This window comes from Tautonia sociabilis (assembly GCF_003977685.1).
GTDB classification, from domain to species: Bacteria; Planctomycetota; Planctomycetia; order Isosphaerales; family Isosphaeraceae; genus Tautonia; species Tautonia sociabilis.
This window is the reverse complement of sequence record NZ_RYZH01000032.1, coordinates 61751-86660: the sequence shown is the minus strand read 5'-3', so window position 1 is coordinate 86660 and position 24910 is coordinate 61751. Positions and strand designations below refer to the sequence as shown.

Below are 24910 nucleotides of genomic sequence, written 5' to 3'. Positions count from 1 at the left end.
AGTCGGCCAGGATGGAGCGGGCTCGCGGGCCGATCGGGACGACGCGTTCCTTGTCTCCCTTGCCGATGCAGCGGACGGTGCCGGAGTCGAAGTCGATGTCGCCGGGGCGCAGGGCGGCGACCTCGGAGGCTCGGCAGCCGGTGGCGTAGAGGGTTTCCATCGCGGCCCGGTCGCGGCGGCCGAGGGGGGTGTCGGGGCTGGGGGTGGTCAGCAGGGTCTCCACCGCGGCCGGGCCGAGGACCGTGGGCAGGCGGTCCCACAGCCGGGGGGCGATCAGCAGCTTGGCGACGTTCTCCGAGATCGTCTCCTCCTGGATGAGGAAGCGGAAGAACGTGGAGAGGCTGGCCAGGTGCCGGCAGATGCTCGACGGCGCGAGGTCCTGCAGGCCGAGGTAATCGATGTAGCCGCTGAGGGTGGCGATGTCGATGGAGCCGATCGGCCCGGGAGCGTGGGCGCTGCGCCATCGGGTGAACTTGGTGATGTCGGAGCGGTAGGCGGCCAGCGTGTTCGGCGAGACGCGGCACTCGGCCATCAGGTAGTGCAGGAACGGGCCGACCGGGTCGCTCTCCCGGGAGGGACGGACCCTGGGAGGAGGCCTGCGCTTGCGGGAGGATTGGTCGTCGGTCGCCATCGAGGACCTCCGTCCGGAGGCATCGCGGCCCAATTTCCCCGCCGTCGGGGAAGATTCAGGCCGTCCCTCCCCTCGAAATCGGCTGGAGCGAGCGCCGGCTTGACCGGAATCGGAATCGGAATCGGAATCGGACGCGCGATCCGACTCGACCAAGCCGATGTCCCCGTGCGCCGGTTCCCGTCCTTCCGGCCCGAGAAGGTCACTTCCGCGACGAGGGGCGTGGCCATCGTCCTCCGGCCGTCGGATGCGGTCAGGCAGGAGACCGGCCGCATTCACGATCGGCCGAGCGGGGGGCTGACGCCGCCGCTCCCGAAGACCGGAGCGTTCGGGGTCTTGGGCCAGCGTCTGCCGCTGTCGGCCTTCTCGGACGGCCGGTTTCCGACCCTCTCGGTTTCCGAGAAGACCGGGGGGCAGCTCGGACGGGGGGAACGTGGGGCTGGCCGAGGGGTCGGTGCGGTGGGTCTTCGCGACGATCGCCGTGGGAATCTGACGGGCGCTGGGAACCCGCAGAACGGGGGAGGAGGGGTTGCCGACCCCGGAGCCGGGGCCGATCGGCGATCGGCCCCGAGCGCGTCGTTGGGTTTGGCCTGGCGACCCGATCGGGTCGGGTCGGGTCGGGTCGGGTCGGAGCGGAGCGGAGCGGAGCGAGAGACCACCGCGAGGGGTCAGGCCGTGGAGAGCGTTCCGCCGAGGTTGTGCTGGAAGGCGAAGGTGCGGAGCTTCTCCAAGGCTCGGTCCTGGATTTGTCGGACACGTTCCTTGGAGACGTGAAGCTTCTTGCCGACTTGGCTGAGCGAGAGCCGAGGAGCGCCGCCCAGTCCGAAGCGAAGGGCCAGCACGTCGCGTTCTCGGGGGCGCAGGGTCTGGAGGAGCTGAGCGATCAACTCATTAACATCGACCTGATCGGATGGGTCGCATTCGGGGGCGGTGACAATTTGCAGGAGGGTGAAGTCGTGACTGGGGTCGATGGAGGCGTCGAGTGAGGCGGTTGGTCGGGTCGCCGCGAGGATGCGTTGGAGGGTTTCCGAGGAGGGAGCGGAGGGATCGGTGGACGATTGGGGCTCGTCTTGATGGAGTTTGCTTTGGTTTTGAGCCAGTTGGCGGAGGTGTCGGGGGCTGAGCTTGACGGGGTAGGCGCCGGAGGCGACGGCACGCTGCATGGCTTGGCGGATCCACCAGGTGGCGTAGGTGGAGAGTTTGGTGGCATAAGCCAGATCGAAGCGGTCGATGGCTTCGAGCAAGCCGCAGATGCCTTCTTGCATCAGGTCGCTGAGGGGGATGCCTCGATTTTGGAAGCGTTTGGCGACGTGAGCGACCAGTCGGATGTTGGCCAGGGCCAGGCGGCAGCGCAGTCGTTTGTAGTCTTGGTAGACGGCGCCGAGGCGAGCCTCCCAGCGGGGATCGCCGCGTCGGGGATCGAGCAAGGCGGCCGGCAGAGCAGGGTCGTCGTCGGCCTGGTCTCGCAGGGATTGGGCTTCGGGAATGGAGGCCAGGGCCTCGGAGAGTTTCGCCTTGCAGGCGGCGAGTTCTTGGAGCAGGGCCCGCTCCTGATCGGGGGTCAGGAGTCGGCCGAGATCCTCGTGCGCGGGGAGCAAGCCGAAGGGGTGATCGGACAGGTCGAAAGATCGCATGGCCATCCCGGTGTCGGGCTCCTCACGTGTCGGTCGCGGTAAGTCGATCCGTCGTTTGGGAATCGGTCTGCGGACGAGTTCGAGGGCGCAGTCGGCAGGCGAATTCACGAAGGTGGGCCATGCGGTTGCCAAATCCGGCGGCGAGCAGCTCGGCCCGGATTTCGGGAGTCAGGGCCGCCCCTCCAAGGATGACCGCGGTCTCGGTTCGACACACTGACGCGTAAAATGATTGATAGTGACGGATGAAGCGGTCGGGGTCGTTCAGGTGGCTGACCGAGATCCAAGTCAGGCATGGCTGATAGGCGAGCACGGCACGAGCGAGGGAGTCGAGCGGCAGGTTGGGGCCAAGGTTGATCACGCGCCAGCCCAGTTCTCGGAGCGTGAGTTCGGCCAGCAGGTTGGCGATGGTGTAGGGATCTCCCTCCGGAGCCGCTCCCAGAGCCATCGGGGCGTTGGCCGCGGGGGGCACTTGGTCCTGGATGAGCTCGATGAGGGTGGTTTCGACAATGCGGGTGGCCAGGTGCTCCTCGTAGATGTCGACCACCTGGCGCTCCCAGTCATGGCCGATCTCGGCCAGAGCGGGCTCGATGAGGCGATCGGCCAGGGTGGCGGCGTTTTGCCAGGTCGCCGCGGCGAGTTTGATCAAGAAGCGGGCCCTGGCGTTGTGGCCGCGTCGGATCGCCCGAGCCAACGCCTGCGGGGTAACGACCCGCTCCGGGTGGTCGATCGCCTCGGCGGGGTCGCCCGCGATCTGATGAGCGGCGAAGTGCTGAAGTCGATCGGTTCGGAGCCCCCGTTGCTCGGCGAAGCGAAGGGCTCCGGAGAGCGGGATGAGTCGGTGCTTGCCGATGGTTCGGGTCGCGGGCAACTCTCCCTGATCGACCCAGCGCTTGATGGTACTCACGCTGACGTCCAGCATTTGGGCAAGCTGTCGGGTCTTCATGTACGTCTCAACCATGGCCAACCGGGGTGGACCGTCGTACTGAACGTTTTGGACAGCGCTCTGAACGTTTTGAACGATTTCATCCTAGTCGGCTTCGGGGAAAACGACAACCGAAATCGCTGAGAATCGGGAAAAATTCGCGGAAATCCGGTCGATTCGGGGGAAAGACTCGGTCGAGTGGCGGCCTCTTGCCTGAACGATTTGAACGTTTTGGCCGGTGATCCCCCGCGCCACCGACCGACCGATCGCCACCGATCGCGGCCGCGATCGGTGGCGTCGGCCGCGGGGTTTCGGCGGGCGGGGGTGGGGGGACGAAGGGGTCGGGGCGCTGGGGGGTCCGGGCAGGGGATCGTGGCCGGGGGTCGGTCGGAAGGGGAGGTCGGCTAGTTTGGAGCGAACAGGGTGGCTATGCTGGGGGCGGGAACGGGTCGAGCGCCCGATCGCGCCGCGGAGGGTGGTCGGGTTGGCCGGGGACGGATGGGCGGGGGACGGAGAGCCAGGAGGACGGCCGATGACCGACGGCTGGGATCGAGAGCGGCTGGTCGCGCTGCTGAAGCGGGACGCGCTGAAGCTGGGCACGTTCACCCTGGCCAGCGGGAGGACCTCGCATTATTACGTTGACGGCCGCCGGGTGACGCTCTCGGCGGAGGGGGCGGCGCTGGTGGGCTCGGGGGTGCTGGGGCTGCTGGCCGAGGAGCCGGAGGTGGCGGCGGTCGGCGGTCTGACGATGGGGGCCGACCCGATCGTCGGGGCGACCCTGGCCCTCGCCGGCCTGGGGACGAGGCCCGGCCTCCGGGGGTTCCTCGTGCGCAAGGAGGCGAAGGGGCACGGCACCGGGAACCTCGTCGAGGGGCCGCTGGAGCCCGGGATGACCGTGGCGATTCTGGACGACGTGGCGACCACGGGCGGCTCGTCGTTGAAGGCGGTCGAGGCGGTCGAGGCGATGGGGTGCCGGGTGGCCCGGGTCGTCGTCCTGCTCGACCGGCTCGAGGGGGCGGCCGCCGCGTTCGCCGATCGGGGGCTGGAGTTCCGGTCGCTGCTGACGATCCGGGATCTCGGGGTCGAGCCGCTCGGCCCGGCGGCGGCGTCGTCCTGATCGGGCCGGGGCGATGGCATCGAGCCTGCACCGGGCGGTGAAGGGGCGCTCTGCCGGCCGGGAGGGGGGCGGGGTCGAGGTGCGGATCGGGCCGGACCGGGTGGACGCGATCGCCGACGACGGCCGGCTCGTCGAGGTGCAGTGCGGGCCGACCTCGGCCCTAAGGCCGAAGCTCGGCCGCCTCTTGCCCGATCACCGGATGCGGGTCGTCCTGCCGGTGATCGTCTCCCGTCGGATCGTCCGGCGATCGCCGGAGGGGGCGGGGTCGGCCCGGCTGAGCCCGAAGAAGGGCTCGGCCTTCGACGCCTTCGAGCACCTGGTCGGCCTGGCGGGGATGCTGGCGCACCCGAACCTGGAACTCCGGGTGCTGGAGGTCGAGGTGGACGAGCACCGAGCGCCGGCCCGGGGACGCCGGGGGTTCGTCGTGGTCGACCGGGCCTTGCGGGCCGTGGGCTCGGAACGGGTCGTCGACGCCCCGGCCGGCCTCTGGGCGCTGCTGCCCGAGGGGCTCCCCGAGCCGTTCACGACCCGGGATCTGGCCGTGCGATCGGGGCGCCCCGAGTGGCTCGCCCGCCGGGCGGCGTACTGCCTGAGAGTCTCCGGCGCGGCGGTCTCGGAGGGGCATCGGAACCGCTTCCGGGTCGATCGGGCGGCCATCTCCCAGAGGGAGGAGGGCCGGGAGGGGCACGACCTCCGGCCGCCTTGCCGGGGAGTGGTCGAGGAGGGGCTCACCACGGCCTCGGGCGAGACGGGGGGAAGGCCGGGCGGGGCTTCCCTCGGGTCAACTCGTCGATGATCGCCAGGCCCTCGGCCTCGGCGATCGGACCGGAGGGACCGCCGGGCGATCTCCTGGGGGAGGGCGCGGCCGGCTTCAACCGTCTCCGGGACCAGATCCGGGCCCCCCAGCCGACCACCAGGCCGACGCCGATCATCGGGGCCACCGGGACCTCCAGGGGCTCCTCCGGTCGCTCGAACTCGGCGTCGGAGTCGAAATCGGGGAAGGCCCGATCGGAGCCCGTCGCTTCAGCCCATTGCCCGGCGATCGGCCGCCCTCCAATCGACGAGAGGCGGTCCAAGAGCGATCCGGAGATCGGCCGGAGCATCGCCAGGGCGGCGTCGAGCGCCTCCTCGAACACGATCCGGGGGGGAGGCTCGGCGGACGGGGGGGGCTGCGACACGGGCCCCGAGGAGTCCGGATCCCCCGGCCACGTCCCTCCCGCCGGCCAGGCCTCGGCGATTCCCGGCGAGGAACTCCACCCGCCCGCCGCGCTCTCCTGCCTGCCGACCGGCTGCCCCTGGCCCACCGGGACGAACCGGAACAGCTCCTCCCCCTCGGCGACCGAGGTGGTTGCCGCCAGGCTCCCCCCTTGCGTCGGATCGACGGCCGCCACGCGGAGCGGCTGGGTCGTCGGCCGGCCGATCGGCCGGGGCTCGAAGCTCATCAACAGGCCGCCGGGGCCCGACGGCCCCCCCTGCCCGACCGCGATCGCCTCCTCGGCCGCCTGCTCGACCGATCGGCCCGACGCCCTGCCCGATGTCGGCGACAACGACGTCAACGGCGACGTTAACGGCACCGAAGACGGAGAGACGGCGCCGTCCTGGGACCCGATGACCGGCGAGGAAGGTGGCGGCCCGAGTTCGAGGGTGCCACCACTGGGGACAGCGAACGTCGGCGAGATCAGCCGCATCCCCAGCGCGGGGCCCTGGCCGATGCCGTTGAGCGGCACGGAATCTCGGGGGATGTCCAGCGCCCGGAGTCGCAGGGTGACCTCGGCCTCCTCCGATCCGTCGTTGATCAGCCGGATGACGTAGACCCCGGGGAGCAACCGGATCGTGGTGCCGTTGGTGGCCGTCAGGTCAGCATCCAAGGGGATGGAGCCGTCGGGCCCGACCAGCTCCATCCGCACCGAGCCACCCGGGTCGTCGAGCGAGATCGCAAAGGGGGACCCCTCGGTGACGACGAACCGGATGGCCTCCGCGGCCCCCGGGGCGATCAAGACCGGCACCGAGACGCCGGCCAGGGCCTCGGCGGGGAGCAGCACTCCCAGGTTCCCCTTGCTCCGAGAGGCCGGCTCGGCGGAGACGTCGAAGCGGCCGAGCACCCCGGGGGGCATCCCCTCGGCGACCGGGGAATGGCCGGCCAGGTCGACCAGCCCCTCCGAATCGGGCAGTCGGATCTCATACGAGCCGACCGGGAGGCGGTCCAGTAGCAGGAACGACATCGAGCCGGTGCCGGCGTTGTAGGACTCGGCCCGGGCGGACCAGACCCGGCCGTCCTCGCCAACGACCTCGACCAACTGGTCGATCGGCACCGGGCCGCTCGGCAGGTAGGGCGCCCAGGAGCGGACGGCCGCGTCAAAATGGAGGACGAAGCCGGTCGGCCTCGGGTCGGAGGGATCGAGCCGGTCGAGTTTGAGCCCGATCACCCGGGCCGGCTGGTCGGCGGGGTCGGCCACGACGGTCATCGAGAACGACCCGCCCGGCTGCGCCGGCAGCGGAGCGCCCAAGGCTCCGGTGATGGGGTCGTAGCCGCCGGCCGCCGGGTTGTTGGCCGAGGCGGAGACGCCCAGGAAGTAGCGGCCCGGCTCCAGCCCGGCGAAGAGGAACGGATCGCCGACAGAGCCGGAGAGGCCGAGGTCCCCGGAGGCGATCAGACGGCCGGAGGAGTCGAACAGCGAGAGCCGGAGCGGCAGGGGATGGCCCGAGGCTCCTCCGCTGACCTCCGCCCCGAACCTCCAGGAGTGGCCCGGAGCCAGGTCGATCCGGTAGAGGAGCACGGCGTTCGGGTCGCGGTCCAGGTCGATCGTCGAGACGATTCGCTTCGCATCGGGGCCGATCGTCCCCAGCGGCTTCGCCTGGCCGAGGGTCGGGCCGGTCGGCGAAGGAGCCAGCTTGTCGGGGACCGAGGGGGATCGGGGGGAGGGATCGGCCGGGATCGAGGCGACCCGGAATTCCCCCAGGATGCGGTCGGTGCCACCGGCGTCGATGATCTGGCCATTGACGGCGGTGAACCTCGCATCTCCTGAGAGGGAGAGGCGGTACTGGCCCGGGCCGAGCGACGCTCCGGGGAGGAGCACCAGCCGGGTGCCGTCCTTTTCGAGCCACCACCGGGGCGGGTTGTCCGGGCCGAAGATCGCCTGGGTGCTGCCGTCGTCCCTGATCCGGTCGAGCTGGAACGCCCGAGGGGACAACGACGAGGTCTGGATCGGCGTCGAGAAGGTCACGACGACCGACCCGACTTCCCCGGCCCCCCCGCTGGACCCGGGCTCGACGCCGAGAATCGCCTCGGCGACCGACGGGGGAGAGGGAGCGGGGGCGGGATCCTCCGGCGGGTCGATGCTCGGGTCGCCCGGCGGGACCTCAGGAAGCGAAGGGAGATGCGTCAGGTCGCCGCCGGCCGGTGGCGTCGAGCCGGCGTCCGGAGGTCCGGGAGTGGGTGTGGTCCCATCGCCGGGAAGGTCGTCGGGACCGGGATCGACCGGGGGATTGACCGGAGGATTGGCTGGGATCGTCCCGATGGATGGGGAGCTTGGCCCGGGCAGCGAGGGGAGGGCAGACGGCGGGGGAAGCGCCGGGAGGGACGGCGACGAGCCCGGAGGCGTCGGCATCACGAAGAACCCCGCCGAGGGGGGCAGGAAGGAGAGGGTGGAGGCCGAGGGGAGCGAGGTGGTGAAGGAGAGGGTTGAAGGCACCACCCTCGACTCCAGCGCCTCGACCCGGAAGCGATCCGAGCGGACTCGGGCTCGTCGGTTCTCGCTGGGGGTGTACATCTGCGGAGCCCTTCTCGACGCGGCGGCATCGACGCGGTCGGTGCGTTCGAGGGGCGGTTGTCGCCCGGATCCGATCCGATTGTGGCCTAATCAAACCGTAGGCCACTCGAAGGCCGGGAGTTGCAGGAAAACAACGAGGGCGGTCGACTCCTCGCGATCGGGAGGAGCCGGCCGCCCGGCGATGATCGGAGATTAGGCCTCGAGCCAGACCGGCCGGGCGTCGTCGATCCGGTCGGGGCGCTTCGACTCTCGGGTGATCGAGCCGGAACCGTCGGTCTCCAGCGCGGCGTCGACGGCCTGGACGAACCAGGTGGGCAGGTTCATGGCCCCGAGGTGGGCCTGAGGGTGGACCACTCGGAAGAGGCCGGGCCGGGACAGGGAGGTGAAGGCCACGGTGCCGAAGGAGGGGGAGGAGGTCGGCAGGTCGTCCCAGCCGCCAGCCCGGGCCATGCTCCGGGAGGTCAGGCCCAGGTCGGTCGCCGGCGCGGAGACGATCCAGCTCGACGAATCGGAGACGGAGAAGGTTTCCATCGCCTCGTGGGAGATGGTACCGCCGCCCTGGTCGGGTTGTTCGAGGACGGTTGTGTTCGGCGGGGACACGATGACTGTGGGGGTCGGGCCGCCGCTGAAATCGACCTGGAGGGCGTAGGCGCCGATCCCGTTGATGCCGCTGTAAGGCCCGTTCCAGCCCATGGCCTTGATGAAGACGCCGGTGCCGGCCGGCACGCCGGTGAACCGCAGCGAGATCGTCGCGCCGAAGACCGTTCCCGGGTTCGGCGCCACGGTCCACCCCGCCAGTTGCAGGGCCGCGTTGTACACCTGGAACCTCGGGCTCAAGGAGCTGAGGTTCGTCGACTGCATCGTGACGATCATCTCGCCGCTGGCGTTCGACGGCGCCTGGATATAGAACCAGTCGTCGTCCTGGTTCGAGGTCACGTCGAGATTGGCCAAGGTGGCCTTGCGGTTGGAGTCGATCAGGTTGGAGATGTTGACGGCGTTCCAGGGGTCTTTGTTGTTCCAGAACTGATCCACCCAGTCGTGCTGGCGAATCCCGTAGAGGGATCGGATGCCGCCGATGTCATCGGCGGTCAGCCCCTGCTTAATCCCGTTGTAGGTGGCGTACATCGCCGCATCGGCGTAGGCCGAATGGCCGACGCCGAGGGAGTGGCCCAGCTCGTGGATGGCGACGGTTTGGAGGTCGTAGTTGGCGCCGATGTTCCAGGAGGAGGTGCTGTTAAGCACGATGTCGCCGGCCCGGGTGCCGCCGTTGATTGGAGGGGGAGCGAAGGCGTAGCCGAGGACCGAGGGGGAATCCGGGGTGGCGAAGAGTCGGATGTCTCCGAACCTGGAGTCGTTCTGCTGGTTGCCGGAGACGCCGAGCGCGGCGCCGGAGTCGGTCACCTCGACGATGTTGATGTTGGCGGCCGACTGCCACTGGGCGGCGGCGCGGCGGATCTCGGTTTTCCACTGCGCCTCGGAGAAACCGCGCGAGGCCATCGCCTGGTAGAGTTGGTTGGAGACGCCGCCAACGCTGGTGCCATCGGGGGCGAAGCTGTAGGTGATGCGGTTGCCAAAGGCCCATTGGCCGCCGAGCGTCGAATACAGGAGTAGCCGGCGCTCCAGCCCCTCGATGGTCGGCCTCAGTCCACCGCCGACCCGACGGTGTTGCTGGCGATCCGCCTGTGTCCGTGAGCCGAACATCGCTGCGATCCCTTCCCTTCTCCGAGAAGTCTTGACCGGGGGATGAGCGACCATCCTGCGACCCGGGGCAACAGCCTCGATCCGGACCTCCCGGTCCTCCGGCCGCCCGCTCGGTCCAGGCGCCAGGCCCCTATCATAGAACGTAGGACAGGTCGAACGCCTGGTTTGATTCGGGAAGCCAACCGAGAAGGTAGGGGAATGGTTTCTTGAAATCAACGCATCGCGTCGGATAATGGATCGATGCCCGTTGGTGAGGCCCCGACCCAGGGTTGGGGGGACGGCCTCCGCTTGATCGCGACCCTGAGATGGTCCGCCGGCATCGCGAGGGGCTCGCCGCGCCCCTGCATCCCGACGACCCTCCCGAAACTGGGGAGGCGAGTCATCGTGAGCACCGATCCCTCGGACCAACCCCGGTACTCGATCGCCGCGGTTTCGAAGCTCACCGGGGTGAGCTGCCATACGCTTCGCGTCTGGGAGCGTCGGTACGGGTTTCCGGTGCCGTGCCGGACCCCATCGGGCCATCGCCGCTACCCTCCCCGGCAGGTCCTCCTCATCGCGGAGGTGACCCAGAGAACCCGGGACGGTGTCGGCGTGGCGCAGGCGATCGCCGAGGCCCGCCGGGGGTCGCCCGTCGCGCCCGAACCGGGGAGGCTCCCGGCGCTGGGGCACGACGACACGATCCCCAGGCTGATCGACGCCCTGGTCCGGGCCGAGCTCGAGGCCGCCGAGGCCCGCTTCGGCCGAGCCTGCGCCGGTCTGGGGCCGGCGGAGGTCGCCACCCGGGTCATCGGGCCGGCGATCACCGAGGCCGGGGAACGCCTCTTCTGCGGCTCCTGCTCCCTTTGCCAGGAGCGGCTGGCGGTCATGTTCCTGCTCCGGAAGCTCTCGGCCCTGCTGGACGAGGCCCAGCGCGCCAATGTCCGGCCGGTCGGCCGGGTGCTGTCTCTGAGCCTTCAAGGGGATCGCCACGAGGGGGGCTCCCTGATGCTCTGCCTGGCCGCCGAGCTGGCCGGCTGGCGGGCGGTCTCCCTGGGAGCGGACCTGCCGACTCGGGAGATCCAGCACGCGATCGACGCCTGGTCGCCCGCGGCGGTCGGGATCTCGCTGACCCTCTCGCGCAACATCCGCAAGCGGTTCGATGAGCTGGCCCGGCTCCGAGGAGCCCCGGTCTTCGTCGGCGGCAGGAGCGTGGTGAACTACCAGGGACTGGCCCGCCGGTGCGGGTTGGAGGTGATCCTCGGTCCGGCGATCCCCAACGTCGCCCGCTTTCTCGACCGCCTCCGCGACCGGCCCGGCGAGGGAGACGGCACCAGGGCCCCCTCCTCCCCTCGAGCCGGCTCGGGACGCGAGTGAGGGGGATTGGGGGACGTGTCGCCTGATCGCGGAGCGTGAGGTTGACCGCTGGGACTGGGACGGAAGGACAGGATGCTCGGGGACGCCGGATCAGAGAAGACGAGGGGAGAACGTTCAGAGAAGACGAGGGGAGACAGATCAGAGAAGACAAGGGGAGAACGTTCAGAGAAGACAAGGAGAGACAGATCCGAGAAGACGAGGGGAGAACGTTCAGAGAAGACGAGGAGAGACAGATCAGAGAAGACAAGGGGAGAACGATCAGAGAAGACAAGGAGAGACAGATCCGAGAAGACGAGGGGAGAACGATCCGAGAAGACGAGGGGAGACAGATCGAGGTGAGCGTGCCCGAGAGGGACGCGTTGTTCGGGCACGGCAGATCAGAGGACACGGAGGACGGCCCCGGGGAACGAGCCGGTCGCTCGGCCGAGCGGGTCCACGGCATCCACCAGCGCAACGGCGCGGGAACGCGGCTCTCCCGGGGAATCGGCTCCCGAAGGGAGGGCACCAGGAGCGGGGAGCGTGGGCTCGCTCGGGGGACGGGCCGGCCGGTGGGCTAGGAGTCGGTCAGGAGTTGGCCGTCCTGGATCTCCAGGACGAGATCGTCGGGCCGGATGAAGCGGCGGTCGTGCGTGACGACGACCAGGGTGGTGGCCCGCTCGGTCTGGAGGCGTCGGAGGATCCGGTAGATTTCGTCGCCGGTTTTGGAGTCGAGCTCGCCGGTCGGCTCGTCGGCGAGGACGAGCACCGGGTCCTTGATCAGCGCCCGGGCGATCGCCACGCGCTGCTGCTCGCCGCCGGAGAGCTGGCGGGGACGATGGTGCTTGCGGTCGGAGAGGCCGACCTCATCGAGCAGCGCCTCGGCCCGATCGCGGAGGGAGGCCGACACGCCTCGGGGCAGGAACGGGATGAGGACGTTCTCCAGGGCGGTGAGGTTGCCGATGAGGTTGAACGACTGGAAGATGAAGCCGATGTGGTCGCGGCGGTAGGCGTTCAGGTCGGCCTCGGACATTCCCGTCAGGTCGGCGCCGTCGATCCGGATGGAGCCGCCGGCGGGGCGGTCGAGGGCGCCGAGCAGGTACAGCAGCGTGCTCTTGCCCGATCCCGACGGACCGACGATGAACGCGCAGGCCCCCCGAGGGATCTGGCAGGAGATCCCTCGGAGCGCCTCGACGCGCTGCTCTCCCCGGCGGTAGGTCTTGATCACATCGACGACGTCGATCATCCGGTTGGGCCTTTGGCTTCGGCTTCGGCGGGGTGCGGCGGGGAACGACGGCGGGGGCCGGCGGTCAGCGGGCTCCCAGGCGGATGGCGTCCATCGGGACCAGGCGGGAGGCCCGCCAGGCCGGATACAGGCCGCCGAGCACTCCCATGACGACGGACAAGCCGATGCCGAAGCCGAGCAGCCCGGGGCCCAGCACCAGCTTCAGGCCGCCGCCGATGAACTGGTTCCCCAGGGCGACCAGCACCATCGCCAGCACGGAGCCGACCAGGCCGGCCCAGAGGCCGAGGTAGGCGCTCTCGGCCGTCACCAAACGCAGAACGTCCCCTCGGGACCAGCCGTTGGTGCGAAGAACGCCGAACTCGGCGAACCGCTCGGTGGTGCTCATGAGCATCGTGTTCACGATGCCGACCACCCCCACCAGCAGGGCGAGGCTGACGATCATCAGCAGGAACTTGTCCAGGTCGCCCAGCAGTCGGGTGAAGTCGGTCGACAGCTCGTCCATCTCCCGGGCGTCCACGTCGGGCAATGCGGCCTCGATGGCCGAGGCGACCTCGCTCATCCGCCGGGGGTCGTCGGCCTCGACGTAGATGTTCGACACCATGGTGTCGGGCACGTTCAGGATCCGGCGCGCCACGTCGATGTCGGTGATCATGACCCCGTCGAGGAACATCGAGCCGGTGTCATAAATGCCGATGATCTCGAAGTCCTCGGCGGCGTCTCCCGAGCCGATGGTCAGGTGATCGCCGACCTGCTTCGGCTGGCCATCCGGGCCGGCGAAGTCCCGAGCCAGCTTCCGGCTGATGACGATCCGGTTTTGCCCCACGTCCCGGTGGTCGAGGAATCGCCCGCCCCCCTGATCGGGAGGGAGCAGCGCGTTGGCGAAGACGGCCGTCTGGAGCCCCTGGTGCGCGGGGATGTCCTGGCCGGAGAGGATCACCGGATCGAAGAGGTTCTGCATCCGCTGCTGTTGCGTCTGGCCCCGGAGACGGCCCAGCAGCTCGGTGCTGGCGGCCTTGGCCATGAAGCTGGTCCCCTCGACCGATGGGGGGAAGCCCCAGACCTCCGCCGCGACGTTCTTGACGTGAGGCAGGGCGGCGATCCGCTCGACGTACTCCGGATCCAGGCTGCTGAAGACCGGGCTCGGAGCGTTCTCGCGCAAGACGACGACGCCCTGGATTTTCTCCAGCGTGTCGTCAACCAGGTTCTTCAGCCCCCCGGAGATGCTGTACAGGCCCAGCACGCCGAGAATCGGGATCGACAGGCCGATCAGCGCGAGGGTGGTCCGCAAGGGCCGGGTGAGCAGGTTCTTCCAGGCGAATCGCCACATGGTGGGGGTGGGGCACTCCCGGTTGCGGTCGCGGTGGAACTGGGGTCGGCCCCACTCCGCCCGACCGCGGACAGCCAGCAATCGTGAGCATTATAGTCGCGCGGACCTGACGGCCAAGCCTGAACCGGGAACCGGAGCCCCCGCGATCGGATGGGTCGGCCGTCGCGGCGATGGGCCGCGACGGCGGGCCCGCTCCCATCGAGCCGAAGGTCGAGTCGAGTCGAATCGAGTCGGGTCCGGCGTCCCCTGGTCGGTCCTCGGACAGCAGGGGAGCCGACTCGATGGGGACGCCTCGGCAGCGCCCCGGGTTCCCGGGAGGGGAGGAGGGAGAGGGGCCCGCTGTTGAGGCCGGGGGGGGTTGTCGCCCGAGCCTCGGGGAGCGGGCTCACTCGGCCCCCGGCTCCCGGGATTCCTCGGCGGGGTGGGCGGGCGGCTCGGGAGGAGCCGAGGGAGTCGCTCCCGAGGCCGGAGGCGGCGACTCGGGGGCCGGGCCGGGCTCTCCTCCCGGGCCCTGCGGGGCATCATCCTCCGACCGGGACTTCCAGAGCTGGGCGAGCTGTCCGAAGGAGCGCAGCGGCACGGAGCCCTTGATCGCGTCCTGGGAGAGGGGCTCGGGAGGAGGGGCCGGCTTCCGGGGTTGCGCCGGGCGAGGGGGAGGAGGCGCCCCCTGATCGGGTCGGCCGCCGCCGGGTCCTCCCCGGCCGCCGGGACCTCCCCGACCGCCGCCGGGGCCTCCGCGACCGAAGTGCCGCCCGCCGGGTCCTCCTCGGCCGCGCTGGCCCTGCTGGGCCCGCAGCGGAGGCCCGGGGATGCGTCCGGTTCCGGGACGGCGCTCGGGGGGGGCGTCCTCGGCGGGGGAAGGCGGGGCGCCTTCGGGGGCCGAGGCCTGTCCCTCGGGGGGGCGTCCTGGGCCTCGTCCCCGGCCTCGTCCCCGGGGAGGACGGCCCTCGCCGTCTCCCTGGCCGTGGCCGTGGCCTGGCCCGTGGCCTCTCCCCTTGGGCCGCTCGGTGCCGGGGGGAACCATCGTCAGGGAGACCTTCTTGCGGTCCTGGTCGACGGAGAGGACCCAGACGGTCACCACGTCGCCGACGCTCACCACGTCGTGGGGGCTCTTGACGTAGCGGTTGGCCAATTGGCTGATGTGGACGAGGCCGGAGTCTTTCAGGCCGATATCGACGAAGGCGCCGAAGTCGACCACGTTGAGCACCGTGCCCCGCAGTTCCATTCCCGGCTGGAGGTCTTCCAGTTTGAGGAAGCCCTTTTTGAAGACCGGCTTGGGCAGGTCTTCCCGGGGGTCTCGGCCGGGGCGGGAGAGGGCCTCGATGATGTCGCGCAGGGTCGGCTCGCCCAGGCCCAGTTCCTGGGCGATCGCGGCCACCTGCTCCGGCTGGCCGGCCAGTTCGCCGAGGCGGGCCTGGAGCGCGGCGAGGCGTTGCTTGTCCCTGAGGGCCTCGGGATCGAAGCCGAGCCTGGCCAGCAGTTGCTCGGCGGCCGGGTAGTTCTCGGGGTGGACCCAGGTCCGATCCAGGGGGTTCTCCCCTTCCAGGATCTTGAGGAAGCCGGCGGCCTGGGTGAAGGTGACGTCGCCGATCCCTTCGACCTGCCGGATCTGCTCTCGGCGGAGGAACGGGCCGTGCTGCTGGCGGTACTCGACGAGCCGTCGGGCGGTCAGCGCGTTGAGGCCCGAGACGTGCCGCAGCAGCGGGACGCTGGCCGAGTTCAGGTCGACGCCCACGTAGTTGACGCAGCTCTCGATGACCGATTCCAGCGACTCCTTGAGCTGCTTGGCGCCCACGTCGTGCTGATACAGGCCGACGCCGATGTTCTGCGGCTCGATCTTGACCAGCTCGGCCAGCGGGTCCTGGAGCCGACGGCCGATGGAGATGGTCCCCCGGGTGGTGGCGTCGTAGGAGGGGAACTCCTCCTTGCCGATCGGGCTGGCGGAGTAGACGCTGGCGCCGGCCTCGTTGACGATGACGTAGGAGAGCTTCGCCAGCAGCGGATCCGCCTCGTGGGGCATGGGGGGAGGCGGTGGTCCCTTGGGCTTGGGACGCTGGTCGCGCTCGCGCGGCTTCTTGCCGGGGGGCTTCTCCCCCTTGGGCTTGCTCGAGGTGCCGACCGGAGGCTTGGTCAGGTCGACGACGGCGGCGGGCGGACCCTCGGCGGTCGGGGCCGGGGTCGGGGTGGCCGTCGGGGAGGGAACCTCGTCGGCAGGCGACGGAGCCTCAGGCTCGCCGCCGGCGGCCTCGGGGGCGGGGACCTCGGCCACCGGGGCGGTCAGGCCGTCCGAGGCTGGGGAGGACGGCCCGGCCGGAGCGGGCTCGGCCTCGGCCGGAGCGGAGGCCATCGGCGGGGCGACCGCCTCCGGAGCCGGCTCGGTGGCGGCTGGGGGCAGGTCCGGGGAGGGCCAGACGGCGGCCGGAGCGGGGGAGTCGGCCTCGGGCCCCTCGACCGGGGGAGTCTCGGCGACGGGAGGCCGATCGGCGCCTTCCGTCCCTTCGGAGCGTTCCGGAGGGGAGCCGGAGAGTTCCCCCGCGGGCGGGGCGTTGGGCTCCGGCTCGGCGGGAAGGTCGATCCGGGCCGGTTCCTGGGGAGCGGAGCCGGCCGGGACCTCGTCGTCGGTCGGGGCGCCGCCTCGGATGGGGGGGAGGGACGGCTCGTCGGCCGGGGCTCCTCCGGTGATCGGGGGCATGGCCTCGGCGGAGCCGCTCGACCGGGAATCGCCCTGGCCCTCGCCGTCGCCGTTGGTGTGGCCGTCGGGCTCGGGATTCGCCTTCGCCTCCTCCTCGGGCGGCGCCTCCAACGGCGTCTCGGCCGTCACTGGCTCCCCGGGGGAGGGGATCGTCGGGGAGGGCTCGGGATCGGGAGCGTCGGGCTGGGGGTCGGCGGGGGCCTCCGCGCCGACGGTCGCCTCGGTCCCCTCCTGAGCGAGGGAGTCGGAGCCGTGCGCAGCGCGATCCGCTTCGGTGATCAGGGCCGACGGCTGGTCCTCGGGAGGGGTTCCGGCCTCGGCGGGGGGCGCCGAGCCCGCCTCGAGCGGGCCCTCGACGAGGCCGGAGCCGAAGCTCTCGGGGGCCTGGGGCAAGGGGAGGTCCTGGACGTCGGGAGGGGGAGGAACGTATTCCTCTCCCCGGAGCTTCATCTCGTGGAACCGGGTGCCTTCCTCGATGATCTCGACGATCAGCTCCTCGGTTTCCCGGCTGGCGGTGCCGTTGCCGATGGCGATGACCTCCACCTGGTGGCGGCCGACGAGATCCTTGAGGTAGCGCTTCCCCTCGGCCCGGCGGTGAGCGGGCATCAGGAAGATGACGCCGTGCTCCTTCACCTCGCCGAGGGGGTCCAGGACGGCCACCTTGCAGCCGGTGCGGAAGCCGGGGTCGATGGCCAGGACGGTCTGCTTGGCGATGGGGGGCTGGAGCAGCAGGCTGCGCAGGTTGCGGGCGAAGACCTCGACGGCGTGCTGTTCGGCCCGCTCGGTCAGCTCGCGGCGGACCTCTCGTTCGAGGCTGGGCAGCAGCAGGCGGTCCAGGGCGTCGAAGGCGGCCGCGGTGAAGATCTCCGACTGCGGGTGGTCTTCCAGCGGGAGCTGGGCGCGCATGGTGCGCTCCAGGTCCTCACGGGGGACCTCGATCTTGACCTTCAGCGGGCCTTCCTTGTCCCCTCGGTTGATGGCCAGGATGCGGTGAGGAGGGACCTGGCCGACGGGCTCGGAGAACTCGAAGTAATCGGCGTACTTCACCCCCTGGCCTTCGGGAAGGTTGTCGGCCTTGCGGGTGACGACGCGGCCGAGCCGCCAGACGACGCGGCGAACCGCGTCCCGGACGGTAGCCAGCTCGCTGATCGACTCGGCCAGGATGTGCCCGACCCCCTCGATCGCCTGGTCGACCGAGTCGACCCCCTTGCTTGGGTCGACGTAGGCCTCGGCGGCGGCTCTCAGGTCGGTGAGCGACTCGTCTCGGTTCCAGATCCGCAGCGCGAGCGGCTCGAGTCCCTTCTCGCGGGCCTCGCTGGCCTTGGTCTTCTTCTTCGGCTTGAACGGGAGGTAGAGATCCTCGAGGCGCTGGGGGGTGTCGGCGCGTCGGATCGCCTCGGCGAGTTCCTCGGTCAGCCGACCCTGGGCCTCGATGGAGCGAAGGACCGTCTCCTTGCGCTCGGCCAGCTCTCGGAGCCGAGCCACACGCTTCTGGATCTCCCGGATTGCCGTCTCCTCCAGGTTCCCGGTCCGTTCTTTGCGGTACCGGGTAATGAAGGGGACGGTGTTGCCCTCGTCGAGCAACTGGACGACGCTTTCGACCTGGACCCTGCGAATTTGCAGGTCCTGGGCGATCCGGCCCAGGTCGACTTGGATCGGGGTGTCCATGGCGGCGACCACCTGGCAAGCACGCGGGGAGACGGCGGAGACCCTCGGGCGCGAGCCAGTCCGGTCGGAGCACCCGGGTCGAGAAGTACGGGCGGAGCGGTGCGGCGCGCACCTTGGCCCGTGCGCGGCGGCGGAGGGTGCAACATAGAGGACGGTCGCACCGGATGTCAACCGAGAGCAACGGATTCCGGCCGGATTCCTTCGAGGTTGAGTCGAGCCCTCCGATCCTCGACGTCTCCGGCGGGCGGGTTCCGGCTCCGGCGCTCGGTTCCTCGATCCGGGAGGAGGGCCTGGAGACGAGGCCCTCGATCGGGGGAACGTCCCGTCTTGAGGAGGGATCGGGGAGGATTCTCCTCGATCCCTTCCCTCCGAGGGAGGGTGAAGGCCCTCCGGGACCAGCTCCGGGATCCGAAAACGGGGAGGGAGGAGGTTCCGGAATCGGGGAGGGACGGGGGCGATCGGGAATCGGGAATCGGGAGGGGGGCACCGGCGGCGATCCGGGAGCGATTCCCTCCCCTTCCCTTCCCTTGAAACGACGAGGCCCGGCTCCCCTCTCGGACGAGGGGGCCGGGCCGGGGGAGTTCCGGAGCCGGGGCCGGGTCAGCCGCCGGTGTGGATGTTCGCCAGGTCGGGGACCCACCAGGGGAACCAGCCGGGCCCGGGGACGAACGGGTCGAGGTCGTAGACCGGAACGTAGCAGCCGCCGGAGTAATACGTGTCGACCGGCTTGAACGGGTGGACGAAGTTGCCCAGGATCCGGGAGACGTGGTTGTGCGGCGCGCACTCGGCCGGCACGGCGGGGGCGCCGGGCATCCCCTGGAAGAACGGCGCCCGGCAACTGGTGCAGCCGCCGGGGAGTTGCCGGCCGTAGAGGCCGCCGTCCTTCCACGAATTGACCCAGCGGCCCCGGTTGATCGGAAGCCTCGGCAGCCACTTCGAGTTGTAGAAGAGGTCCCGGTCCTTGTCGACCGGCAGCCGGGGCTCGATGGGAACGATGCGGGTGAACAGTCCGCTGCGCTCCCGCACGTCGGAGATTTCCGGGCCGTCCACCTGGCCCCGGGCCGAGGGCGACAGCAGCGCCGCCGCCAGGACCGCCAGGGGGAGCAGGATTCGCGAGCGATTCACGAGTTCGCCTCCTTGCGATTAGGGGAGACCCGCTCCCGTCCGGTGGTCGGCCCCGGCGTCGGGGTTGGCGATGGGCCGTCCGGGCCGGTCGGGTCAGGTCGATCGGCCCGGAGTTCGACGCCGGGGTCGGCGGGCTCCGATCACTAGTCCATGGCTCGGGTGCTGTAGGGCGGGAACGCGAAGAAGTCCCGAGGGGAACGGGTTGGGACGATGTAGGGGACGTAGCCCGGCGTCAGCGGCACCGGCCCGCCGGGGCCGACGAAGTACCGCACCTTGTTCCCCGGATGCAGGCCATTCAGGTAGCCCAGGGCGTTGTGGCCGGCTCCCTTCAGGTGGCCGAGCGGATCGAGCAGGCCGCCCGTTCCATGCCCATGCCCATGCCCATGCCCGTCCCCGTGACCGAGACTGAAACCGTCCCCGTGACTGAGACCGTGACCGCCGTGCAGGGCGTGGCCGTGCCCGAACAGGCCGCCGAGGCCTCCGTGGCCGTGTTTGTCGCCGAGCCGGCAGGTCCCCGAGGACGGGTCGCAGGGGGGGACGACGCCTTGCGGGGTCCCGAGGAACTCCCCGTGGCCGAGGCCCGAGCCGGCAAGGCCGTGCCCGCCCTGGCCGATCGAGGCGCCGTGGACGTCGCCGTCACTCGGGCCGCTTCCGAGGACATGCCCGCCGCCGAGGCCGTCGTGCCCGTGTCCCAGGCCGAGGCCGTCGTGCCCGAGTCCCAGGCCGAGGCCGCCGTGCCCGCCGGAGAACGTGTCCTTCAGGCCGATCAGCTTGCCGTGGAGCATCCCGGTCGAACCGTGGAGCAGGCCGACGCCCCGGCCAAGGTGGTCCTTGGCGTAGTGGCCGTAGGGGATGGGCGGCGCCATGTACATCGCGCCGGTCCGCAGATCCCGGGCGTAGGTCACCCGGGGGATCGTGTGCACCCAGGGGGCGAGGTCGTCGATCCCTCCCGCCGAGGCCTCGCTCGCCAGGACGCCGAGCAGGGCGACGGCCAGGCCCAGTCCTCGCCGATGTCCGATACGCATGGTCAATCCCTTGTCAACATGGCCGGTCTCCCTCCTGGAGTGGTTCGGAACCGAGCGAGGCGAGCGGGACCGCCGTCCTGTGCGGGTCCGTCGCCGTCTTCCCACCGATCCGCCCGCCCCGGGCCGCGGGGCCTCCCCGGCGCCATCCGGGCGTCGGGGACGGCCGGCATCGCCGACGGAGCCCGGGCGTCTCGCTGTGTGGGATCGGCCCGCCGGGGCTCCCGGCTGCATCCGGCCTCCCGGCCGAGGCGATCGCCCTTGCCGGTTGTGCCGATCACGGCCCCCTTGCCGGCCGAGCCGGCCGGCCCCGCCCCCCCCCCGCCCCGCGCAGCGAGCGGCCCCGGAGCGGCGGGATGCGATCCGCCGCGCCGGGGCCGTCGTCGTCGATCTCGCCGGACGGTTGGCCGGTGTCGCGTCGTCCCCGATTGGGGAGGACCTCGACGAGGGGGTCGGGCCGACTTCGGCACTCCGGCCTCCGTCACCGGAGTCCGTCCGCTGCCGGAATCAATGTCCGATGACCGCCCGGCCGGGCATCTCGGTCATCATCGGGGCATACATTCCGCTCTTGGCGGCCTTGCGCATCACCCGGAGGGTCCGGCGCTCCTCCAGCCAGTTCGAGACGCTGGCCACGCCGAGCATGCGGCTCAGGGCGCCGTGATGCCGGGGGACGGAGCGCTCGGCCATGCCCATCTGATGCCAGGCCTGGATCGCCGGGTCGGGCCGCATCATCGGGGCCGGCTGGGGGCCGAGGCCGGCCGGGCCCATCGGGGAGGACATGGCGGGGGAGTAGTTCGTTCGCATCTCTCCGATCGGCAGGGGCTCCCCTTCGGCGACGTAGCCGCCGCCGTAGGGCATCGCCGGAGCGGGGTCGTAGCCGGGGCCGATCACGGCGACCCCCGCATCCGAGGGGTTGGCTCCCCACGCCGAGGCCGGGGGCAGCGCGGCGGCCTGGCTGCTCCAGGAGGGGGCGGCGGGGACGGTTCCCTCGACGTGATGGCCGGCGGGGACCACGACCCGACGGCCTCCCAGCAGGCCGAGCGGCCCTCGGCGTTCCTGCACAACGGGGGTGAGGCTGGTCGCGTGATTGGCGGCGCAATAGGCGCACTCGGAGCCGGCCGGGTGCGCGTGAGACTGGGCTCGGGCCGTCGCCGGGGCGGCCAGGGCCAGGCCGATCAGGGCCGGGGCGAATCTCGCAAGGCGGGGCATCGGGTCCACTCCTCCGGGACAGGGTCCTTGCCTCGCGGGGCCGGCCGCCGAGGCGGGCCGCTCACCCGGCCCTCCTCGGCGGCGGGCCTGACGGCGGGCGGGCCCCGGGCCGGGGCGGGGCGTCCTCCGGAGGCCCCTCGGCCGTCCCGCCCGGGGCGCCGGTACGGCACCGCCGAGCCCGGGCGACCGCCGCGACTCGCTCCTCTAGATCGGCCCGCCCCCGCTTCTCCCCTTAGCCTTTCGCGTAGAATCAGCGCGACCGACGCGACCGAACGCATCCTCCTGCTCCCGGCCTCGATCCCGAGCCGGAGCCCGATCCTTCCCCCCTGTGCGGAGTCGACCCACCTTGCGGCTCTACCTCGCCGGCCCCCTGTTCACCCAGGCCGAGCGTTCCTGGAACGCGGCGATCGCCTCCGCCCTGCGATCGGCCGGCCATCACGTCGTGCTGCCCCAGGAGGAGGTCCAGCACCTCGAGGCCCCGGAGGCGGGACCGATCTTCCGGCTCGACGTGGAGGGGGTGCGCTCCGCGGACGCCCTGGTCGCGATCCTCGACGGCGCCGACCCCGACAGCGGCACGAGCTTCGAATGCGGTCTGGCCTTCGCCCTGGGGATCCCGATCGTCGCCGTCCGCACCGACTTCCGGGCCGGCGGCGACGACCTGCCCGGCCAGCGCCTGCCGGCGATCAACCTGATGCTCTCCGAGGCCGCCGCCGCCGTGGTCCTCCTGCCGGGGTTGTCCGAGAGCGCCGAGGACGCCTCCCGGGAGATCCTCAAGGCCCTGGCCCGCCTGGGCCCCCCGCCCTCCCCGCTCCTCGGCCCGTCGGACGCCCCTTGACGACGGCCCTCGCCGTCCTCACGATAATCACCGGATGAACATCGTTCCCGAGCCTCTCCGGACGCCGATGCCCCCGACCGCCTCTCGCACTGGCCGACCGGCCTCCCGCGTCGCGATCGCGGTGCTGGCGGCTGTCGCGCTGTTCCCGGCGATGGGCCCGGCGCGGTCGGCCTCGGCGGGATGGTCGGGGGCCGGAAGAGCTCTCGGCCACTCGTGCTGCTGCGGGACCTCCTGCGGGTCGGGCTGCTGCTGCTCGCCCGGCGATCGGGCGACTCCGACCCGGTCGGGCGATCCGGAGCGTCCTGAAGGGGGCGACCTGCTCAAGTCGCTTGCGATCGACCCCTCCCCCTCCCCTTGCATCGGGCCGATGCCCTGCGGGGGAGGAGACGCGGGCACCCCTCCCTCGCTCTCCTCGCACCGCGACCGCCCCGCGGCGATCTTCGAGGCCTCCTGGCCGGCTGCCGAGCCCGGCCGCGCTCCCCTTCCCCTGGGCCCTGAGCGGTTCCGCCCCGCCCTTCCCGGCGATGTTCCCTCGGAACCCCCCGAGCGTGCCTCGGCCGGCCTTCGCTCCTGATCGGAGCGCCCGGCCGGCCTGATCCTCGGGATGCCGATCGTCCTGGAGGCGAGCCGTCCCCGGTTGATGGCCGTCGGGGGCCTCCGAGCGCCCGGATCCGCGCCCGAATCGTGCAACGGGCGCAGGCGATCCGGCCCGGACCCGACCCGGCCCGACCGGCCCGGCTCCCCTCCAGGCGATTCCCTCCACCGTCCTTCCCGAGCGCCCTGCCCTGGCGACGGCCGCCCTTCGAGCGGGCCCGGCCGTCTCGAGTCCGGGTCGGACGATCCCCGGCCAGCCCAAGGCCCGGGGCCGTCTTCTCCGGATCGAGACCGCTGCGCGCCCGGCCCGGCCCGGCCCGGTTCGGTTCGGTCCGGTTCGGTTCGGTCCGGTTCGACCCGGCGACTGTCCCCAGTCCGATCCGATTGACTCCCGCCACGCTTCGCTCCGCTCCGCTTCCGCCTCGCTTGGCGGCGGATCGGCGGCGCCGCCTCCCCGCGCGAACCTTCATCTCGGAGAATCCGTTCATGCGAGCATCTGAACGACGTTCCGGCTTCACGCTGATCGAGCTGCTGGTGGTCATCGCCATCATCGGCGTGCTGATCGCCCTGCTGCTGCCGGCGGTGCAATCGGCCCGAGAGGCCGCCCGGCGCGCCCAGTGCACCAACAACCTGAAGCAAATCGGCATCGCCCTGCACAACTACCATTCGGCGCTGGGCACCTTCCCCGTCGGCTTCCTCTACCCGAAGGACGGGGCGGCCGCGCCGGGGATCCCCGCGCTGCACTACCGATGGTCGGTGCTGGCCCTGCTCTCGCCGTTCTTGGAGCAGTCCAACGTGTACAACGCCTTGAATTTCGACTGGCCGATCGCCGCGGGAGGAGCAGGGGCCTTCGGCGTCGGTCCCTGGACCTTCTTCCCGGCGAATCAGACGGTCCGGCAGACGGTCGATGACCTGTTCCTTTGCCCCAGCGACGGCGGAGATCGGCCGTCGGAGGTTTCCGGCCCGAGCAATTACGCCTTCAGCGCCGGCGACGGCTCCCACGGCGGAGAGGCCGCCGGGGCCAGCGGCGTGTTCATCCTCGAGCACGCCATCGGGCTTGCCGCGATCCGGGACGGCTCGAGCCAGACCGTCGCCGCCTCGGAACAGCTCCTCGGGCTCCCCGGCCCGGGCGACCAGGCCTCCCGGGACCCGATGCCCCCCGACTGGCGGCGCGCCATCGCGCGATCGGCCAGCCTCCCGCTGACCGACGCCTCCTGCGCCGCCGCGGGGCGCGGCTGGCGGTTCGACAAGGGGAATGGCTGGTGGGACGGCGACTACCGCAGCACGCTGTACAACCACTACCTCACGCCAAATTCCCCACAGTTCGACTGCCTCGGCCCCTTCGTCCCCCACAATCCCGCCTGGAAAGCCGCCCGAAGCGCCCACCCCGGCGGCGTCAATGCCCTGTTCTGCGACGGGCACGTCCAGTTCGTCAAGGACACCGTCTCCCCCTCCTCCTGGCGGGCGATCGCGACCCGGAGGGGAGGAGAGGTCGTCTCGGCGGATCAGCTTTGATATGGGAAGGAGGCGGAAGGGAGGAGGGGGAGGGAGGGAGGTATAAAGAGGAAAAGCAGTGAATAGAGAAAGAAATTGGGAATACAGAGAACAAAAAGGACAAAACAGAGAAAAAAAAAAGAAAGGAAGATAGAGGGAAGATGGGTAAGGCAGAAAGCGGAAGGCGGAGGGCGGAGGGGGGGGAAGGCAGAGGGTGGAGGGGGGGGAAGGCAGAGGGCGGAGGGGGGGGGAAGGCAGAGGGCGGAGAAGGGTCGGAGGGACAAGGAGGGGAGCCTCGCTTCCCCGTTGGGAGTTGCGATTTCCCGGCGAGGGTGGGGGGAGTTGGGTTTCTGGGCCAGGGAGGAAGCAGTGGAGGGAGGTCTCGGGAAGGTCGGTCGGAGCGATCGAGTGACGGGAGGGCTGGGGGTCGAACTGGCCGGGGTGCTCCCGATCGGGGAGGGGCCGGTCGTCGGGTCGCCTGGCCTCGATTCTATAATGGACTGTTTGAGCGGTTGGCCGGGGACCAGGGTCCGAGGCCAGCCCGGCGCGACTCGACGCGGCCTGCCACACCGCACCGCGGCGCTCTGCGTCATGCCG

18 protein-coding genes are annotated in these 24910 nt (G+C 71.0%); 7 read left to right on the top strand and 11 right to left on the bottom strand.

The window, feature by feature from the left end; genetic code table 11:
- The 3 genes from TsocGM_RS16510 to TsocGM_RS16500 all read right to left on the bottom strand — a co-directional run.
- Nucleotides 1–631: site-specific integrase (locus tag TsocGM_RS16510; RefSeq protein ID WP_148114880.1), on the bottom strand; the 631-nt coding region annotated here is incomplete at its 3' end.
- Between the two features lie 665 nt (nt 632–1296).
- Nucleotides 1297–2268: a sigma-70 family RNA polymerase sigma factor gene (locus tag TsocGM_RS16505; RefSeq protein WP_126726560.1), complete on the bottom strand. Its 972-nt coding sequence runs from the start codon at nt 2266–2268 to the stop codon at nt 1297–1299.
- 16 nt (nt 2269–2284) lie between these two features.
- Nucleotides 2285–3205: a helix-turn-helix domain-containing protein gene (locus TsocGM_RS16500; protein WP_158633593.1), complete on the bottom strand. Its 921-nt coding sequence runs from the start codon at nt 3203–3205 to the stop codon at nt 2285–2287.
- A 511-nt stretch (nt 3206–3716) separates the two neighbouring features.
- Here TsocGM_RS16500 and pyrE point away from each other — a divergent pair.
- Both pyrE and TsocGM_RS16490 read left to right on the top strand, forming a co-directional pair.
- Nucleotides 3717–4301, top strand: coding sequence for an orotate phosphoribosyltransferase (gene pyrE, locus TsocGM_RS16495; RefSeq protein WP_126726558.1), 585 nt, complete (start codon nt 3717–3719; stop codon nt 4299–4301).
- 13 nt (nt 4302–4314) lie between these two features.
- Nucleotides 4315–5097, top strand: a complete 783-nt coding sequence (locus TsocGM_RS16490) for a hypothetical protein (RefSeq protein WP_126726557.1) — start codon at nt 4315–4317, stop codon at nt 5095–5097.
- Here the strand turns inward: TsocGM_RS16490 and TsocGM_RS16485 are convergent.
- Both TsocGM_RS16485 and TsocGM_RS16480 read right to left on the bottom strand, forming a co-directional pair.
- Entirely contained in the window at nt 5030–8071 is a 3042-nt protein-coding gene (locus TsocGM_RS16485; RefSeq protein WP_126726556.1) for a hypothetical protein, read from the bottom strand. The two genes, TsocGM_RS16490 and TsocGM_RS16485, sit on opposite strands and share 68 nt — an antisense overlap.
- A 192-nt stretch (nt 8072–8263) precedes the next feature.
- Complete coding sequence (locus TsocGM_RS16480) at nt 8264–9772, bottom strand: matrixin family metalloprotease (protein WP_158633592.1); 1509 nt, start codon at nt 9770–9772, stop codon at nt 8264–8266.
- Between the two features lie 384 nt (nt 9773–10156).
- Between TsocGM_RS16480 and TsocGM_RS16475 the strand changes: the two genes are divergently transcribed.
- Nucleotides 10157–11125, top strand: coding sequence for a MerR family transcriptional regulator (locus TsocGM_RS16475; RefSeq protein WP_158633591.1), 969 nt, complete (start codon nt 10157–10159; stop codon nt 11123–11125).
- A 41-nt stretch (nt 11126–11166) separates the two neighbouring features.
- Nucleotides 11167–11682, top strand: coding sequence for a hypothetical protein (locus TsocGM_RS16470; protein ID WP_126726553.1), 516 nt, complete (start codon nt 11167–11169; stop codon nt 11680–11682).
- Here TsocGM_RS16470 and TsocGM_RS16465 read toward each other — a convergent pair.
- From TsocGM_RS16465 to TsocGM_RS16430, 6 genes are all read right to left on the bottom strand, one after another.
- A complete protein-coding gene (locus tag TsocGM_RS16465; RefSeq protein WP_126726552.1) occupies nt 11679–12347 on the bottom strand; it encodes an ABC transporter ATP-binding protein in 669 nt (222 codons plus the stop codon). The genes TsocGM_RS16470 and TsocGM_RS16465 overlap by 4 nt on opposite strands.
- A gap of 64 nt (nt 12348–12411) precedes the next feature.
- A complete protein-coding gene (locus tag TsocGM_RS16460) occupies nt 12412–13674 on the bottom strand; it encodes an ABC transporter permease (protein WP_126726566.1) in 1263 nt (420 codons plus the stop codon).
- 385 nt (nt 13675–14059) lie between these two features.
- Nucleotides 14060–18034 (bottom strand): Tex-like N-terminal domain-containing protein, encoded by a 3975-nt coding sequence (locus TsocGM_RS26100; protein WP_158633590.1) that lies wholly within the window; start codon nt 18032–18034, stop codon nt 14060–14062.
- A gap of 600 nt (nt 18035–18634) precedes the next feature.
- Nucleotides 18635–19159, bottom strand: a complete 525-nt coding sequence (locus TsocGM_RS16440; protein WP_126726551.1) for a hypothetical protein — start codon at nt 19157–19159, stop codon at nt 18635–18637.
- Nucleotides 19160–19302: 143 nt separating this feature from the next.
- A complete protein-coding gene (locus TsocGM_RS16435) occupies nt 19303–20184 on the bottom strand; it encodes a hypothetical protein (protein WP_126726550.1) in 882 nt (293 codons plus the stop codon).
- 504 nt (nt 20185–20688) lie between these two features.
- A complete protein-coding gene (locus TsocGM_RS16430) occupies nt 20689–21390 on the bottom strand; it encodes a hypothetical protein (RefSeq protein WP_126726549.1) in 702 nt (233 codons plus the stop codon).
- 346 nt (nt 21391–21736) lie between these two features.
- Between TsocGM_RS16430 and TsocGM_RS16425 the strand changes: the two genes are divergently transcribed.
- The 3 genes from TsocGM_RS16425 (at nt 21737) to TsocGM_RS16415 (ending at nt 24334) form a co-directional block, all read left to right on the top strand.
- On the top strand, nt 21737–22225 hold the full coding sequence (locus tag TsocGM_RS16425) for a nucleoside 2-deoxyribosyltransferase (protein WP_158633589.1): 489 nt from the start codon (nt 21737–21739) through the stop codon (nt 22223–22225).
- Nucleotides 22226–22259: 34 nt separating this feature from the next.
- The gene (locus TsocGM_RS16420) at nt 22260–22799 is read left to right on the top strand and encodes a hypothetical protein (RefSeq protein ID WP_126726547.1); all 540 of its coding nucleotides are present in this window, start codon (nt 22260–22262) and stop codon (nt 22797–22799) included.
- 506 nt (nt 22800–23305) lie between these two features.
- The gene (locus TsocGM_RS16415; protein ID WP_126726546.1) at nt 23306–24334 is read left to right on the top strand and encodes a DUF1559 domain-containing protein; all 1029 of its coding nucleotides are present in this window, start codon (nt 23306–23308) and stop codon (nt 24332–24334) included.
- The last annotated feature ends 576 nt before the right edge of the window (nt 24335–24910 follow it).

Coding starts and splice junctions, on each gene's coding strand:
- TsocGM_RS16505 (WP_126726560.1), bottom strand. CDS start 2,268: ATGGCCATGCGATCTTTCGACCTGTCCGATCACCCCTTCGGCTTGCTC.
- TsocGM_RS16500 (WP_158633593.1), bottom strand. CDS start 3,205: ATGAAGACCCGACAGCTTGCCCAAATGCTGGACGTCAGCGTGAGTACC.
- pyrE (WP_126726558.1), top strand. CDS start 3,717: ATGACCGACGGCTGGGATCGAGAGCGGCTGGTCGCGCTGCTGAAGCGG.
- TsocGM_RS16490 (WP_126726557.1), top strand. CDS start 4,315: ATGGCATCGAGCCTGCACCGGGCGGTGAAGGGGCGCTCTGCCGGCCGG.
- TsocGM_RS16485 (WP_126726556.1), bottom strand. CDS start 8,071: ATGTACACCCCCAGCGAGAACCGACGAGCCCGAGTCCGCTCGGATCGC.
- TsocGM_RS16480 (WP_158633592.1), bottom strand. CDS start 9,772: ATGTTCGGCTCACGGACACAGGCGGATCGCCAGCAACACCGTCGGGTC.
- TsocGM_RS16465 (WP_126726552.1), bottom strand. CDS start 12,347: ATGATCGACGTCGTCGATGTGATCAAGACCTACCGCCGGGGAGAGCAG.
- TsocGM_RS16460 (WP_126726566.1), bottom strand. CDS start 13,674: ATGTGGCGATTCGCCTGGAAGAACCTGCTCACCCGGCCCTTGCGGACC.
- TsocGM_RS26100 (WP_158633590.1), bottom strand. CDS start 18,034: ATGGACACCCCGATCCAAGTCGACCTGGGCCGGATCGCCCAGGACCTG.
- TsocGM_RS16435 (WP_126726550.1), bottom strand. CDS start 20,184: ATGCGTATCGGACATCGGCGAGGACTGGGCCTGGCCGTCGCCCTGCTC.
- TsocGM_RS16430 (WP_126726549.1), bottom strand. CDS start 21,390: ATGCCCCGCCTTGCGAGATTCGCCCCGGCCCTGATCGGCCTGGCCCTG.
- TsocGM_RS16420 (WP_126726547.1), top strand. CDS start 22,260: ATGAACATCGTTCCCGAGCCTCTCCGGACGCCGATGCCCCCGACCGCC.
- TsocGM_RS16415 (WP_126726546.1), top strand. CDS start 23,306: ATGCGAGCATCTGAACGACGTTCCGGCTTCACGCTGATCGAGCTGCTG.